General features: G+C 28.6%; 3 protein-coding genes. 1 reads left to right on the forward strand and 2 read right to left on the reverse strand.

The genetic code is table 11. The annotated features are described in order from the left end of the window. Window positions 1-1,573, reverse strand: a 1,573-nt coding sequence (locus tag J7M77_RS12640) for a pyruvate formate lyase family protein (protein WP_296879116.1), incomplete at its 3' end; no start/stop codon positions are given. A 182-nt stretch (window positions 1,574-1,755) separates the two neighbouring features. Between J7M77_RS12640 and J7M77_RS12645 the strand changes: the two genes are divergently transcribed. Further along, the gene (locus J7M77_RS12645; protein WP_296879118.1) at window positions 1,756-2,652 is read left to right on the forward strand and encodes a glycyl-radical enzyme activating protein; all 897 of its coding nucleotides are present in this window, start codon (window positions 1,756-1,758) and stop codon (window positions 2,650-2,652) included. Between the two features lie 133 nt (window positions 2,653-2,785). Here the strand turns inward: J7M77_RS12645 and J7M77_RS12650 are convergent. After that, a partial coding sequence (locus J7M77_RS12650; protein WP_296879120.1) for a GHKL domain-containing protein occupies window positions 2,786-3,623 on the reverse strand: 838 nt, incomplete at its 5' end.

The following is a 3,623-nucleotide window of genomic DNA, read 5'->3' on the forward strand; positions in this document are numbered from 1 at the left end:
CCGGTACATCACGCTCTGATGCTAGATCAATAGCATTTTCAACGATTACTGACATTCTAGTTAATTCTCTAACGACCTTATCCCAGGCCTGCATTAACTCTTCATAACTTTCCATTTCGGTAAAATAGCCACATTCACTTACAAACCGTTTACCACTAGTCATATCAACACCATTATTCATGGCAATTAATAAAATTCTCGGGAAATTCATATAACTCATTCCGGTACAGCGATAACCCCATTTACCTGGTACTGCCGTTTCTACACAGCCAATCGCACTATAATCATAAGCATCTTCTTCTTTGATACCTTTTTCAATAAAAGAAGGAATGATTACTTCATCATTATTAAACGCTGGCATTCCCGTACCTAACTTCATCACCTCAATTGCTTCATCTAAAAATTTAGGATTTAAATTACGATGATAACGAACTGTTAAATTAGGTTGAGGTAAACGAGTTTGAGCTACTGATTTCAAGACTAAAAATGATAATTGATTAACGGCATCTTGTTTATCACGAGTTTGTCCACCAATTGTAACATTTTGATACATCGGACTACCGGCACTTGAAAAAGTATGGGCCTGACTACGAACTTTATTGATTGTTAGAGTTTTGATCCATAAATTAGTTAATAATTCAACAGCTTGATCTTCATCAATTAAATGATTATCTAAATCGTGTTTTAAATATGGATACATATATTGGTCAAAACGTCCATAAGAAAGAGAATGACCATTAGATTCAATTTGTAATAATAATTGAATAAACCAGACTGACTGAATTGCTTCATGGAATGTTGTCGCTGGATAATAAGGAACTTTATCACAAATTTGACTGATTTTTAATAATTCTGCTTTTCTAGCAGTATTAGCACTTTCAGCCATTTCTTTAGCTAAAACACTAAAACGGTGAGCAAATGTTTTTACCGCTTCAATTACAATTAAAACCGCCTGATAAAATTTATATTTATCAATATTTTCTGGTACACATAAATCTAAGTCAGCTTTTAACTTTAATACTCTTTTTTCATAGCCAATCAAACCTTCTTCTAATACTTTTTGATATTCAACCGCTAAATGGGCATCACCCGAATTTAACTTTCCTTCCATTCCAAAGAAACCAGTTTCCATAAACACACTAACTTCATCAGGTAGTAATGCTTCCCCTTTAGCTCTTAAATTATTATTTTCCCAAAATGGTGCAATTTCACGCAATGCAGCTTTGGTTTCTTCAGTAATATAAAAAACATCACCATCTCTTTTTTCAAATAAATCTAATTCATCAATGACAAACTTCATTGTATATTCCGGAAAAATTGGTGCATCTTTATTTGATGATGCCTGATTACCAACAATCAAAGTTTCATCTTCAATATAAATAGGCATTTTTTCTAAAATATTTTTTAACATCAAAGCTCGTTTCATCACTGGTGGCTGATTTTGATGTTCTTGATAAGCTTCAGTCGCTAAAATTGCCCTTGTAGCATCAATATATGGTTTTTTATCCAAAACCGCTTCACGATACTGATTCATTCTTGGGGTTAAATCACCAAAATGTTCGACATTTTTCATAGTTAGTTCTCCTTGTTTCATTTGAAAGTTTTATTTGTTTCATTTACACATATATCATAGCATTTATTTTATATATGTCAATACATTTCTTACAAATATAATAAATTTACTTTCATTTGAAATTAAATGTATTTACTTTTGTAACTAAACGTGATAAGATTTAAATAAAGGAGAAGGTTAAAATGTGCCAAGGAACTATTTTTAATATTCAAAAATTTAGTATACATGATGGACCAGGAATTAGAACTACAGTATTTTTCAAAGGATGTCCTTTAAAATGTAAGTGGTGTTCTAATCCCGAATCACAATCAACCAAAATTCAAATTTTATATGATCAAACAAAATGCATTCATTGTCTAAACTGTCTTAATAGCTGTCCAAATCAAGCAATCAGTTTAATTAACGATCTAATTGTAATTGATGATCGTAAATGCATCGGCTGTCTAACTTGTATTAATAGCTGTTTTCAGGAAGCTTTATCATATGAAGGTAAAAAAAGTGATGTTGATTCAATTGTCGATGAATGTTTAAAAGATCTTGATTTTTATGAAGAATCAAATGGCGGGGTTACTATTTCTGGTGGTGAAGCAATGTGTCAGCCAGGCTTTTTAAAACAGTTAGTTTTAAAATTAAAAGAACATAACTTACATGTTGCCATCGAAACTACTGGTTATATTGACACTAAAACATTTCAAGAATTAGCGCCATTATTTGATTTATTATTATTTGATGTTAAACATGTAAATAACCAAAAACATCAAGAAGGTACTGGCGTAACTAATGATCTCATTAAAGCTAATTTAAACTGGTTAATTGCTAACAATATCAATGTACTACCTCGAATTCCCGTAATTCCCGGTTTTAATAACACGCTTGATGATGCTAAAGAAATCGCAACATATTTAGCTAAAATTAACATAAAAAAAGTCCAGCTACTACCATTTCATCAATTTGGTGAAAAGAAATATGATTTATTAAATCGTGATTATAGCTTAAAAAACATTAAAGCTTTATATCCCGAAGATTTAGCTGATTATCAAAAAGTTTTTATTGATAATCAAATTGATTGTTTCTTTTAAAAAAATAAATAAAAAATATCCTGCAAAAATACTAACTAATCTTATTGCAGGATATTTTAATTTAAATAATTATTACTTGAACTAATTTTTCTAGTTAAATACAAAATAATAAGAAATAATAATCTACGATAGTCTAACTTACATTGCCCATTGGCAAGATAACAATAACACTGAAATTACGTCTTAATTGAATAAACTCAACGATTCCATTATTTTTACTAACTAATTGATTAATACTGGTTATGCCAAAACCATGATTAATATTATTCTTTCCAGAAACTAACAGGTCAATTTTATCCATTGTATTAATAGTATTCATAATTTTAAAATAATACCTTTCATCTAATGTTTTACCAGCTTCAATAATTATCTTTTTTATTTTATCGCTATCACAATGTTCTATGGCATTTTCAAGAATATTACCAAAAATTAGATAAAAATCAAGTTTATCAATATTGGGCCGACCATCAAAATAATTACAGATTAAATCTATTCGCTTATTTTTAATCAACGGAAGATAATGTGACACAATGAAGTTAATCGATTCATTGCCGGTATTAATTGAATATTTAAGATCATCAATATATTTTAACTGATCATTGAGAGTTTTTTCAATATTATCCAAATCTTTTTTATCAGTATATTCTTTTAATAGTAATAAAAGATGTTTGTTATTATGGCGTATTTTTCTGGTTTCATTTTCATTTGCAATTAAGTTTTTGAAATTACTCTTTTGAAAATCAATTTCTTTTTCTAATATTTTTTGATTTGTCCGGTAAATTAAATTTCGTTTGTGATTTTCAAATAATCGATAAATGATAATAACCAATAAAGAAAGAATCGTAATATTGATAAGAAAATACTGAATCTGAATTAAGCCTTTAAAATAACCATCAAAAAATAATGCATATAATAAGGTTAATAATAAAATTGATAAATTAAACAGATTTATTTTAGAATTATCATAACGC

The sequence above is a fragment of the Thomasclavelia sp. genome (assembly GCF_017889095.1).
Lineage (GTDB): Bacteria > Bacillota_I > Bacilli_A > Erysipelotrichales > Coprobacillaceae > Thomasclavelia.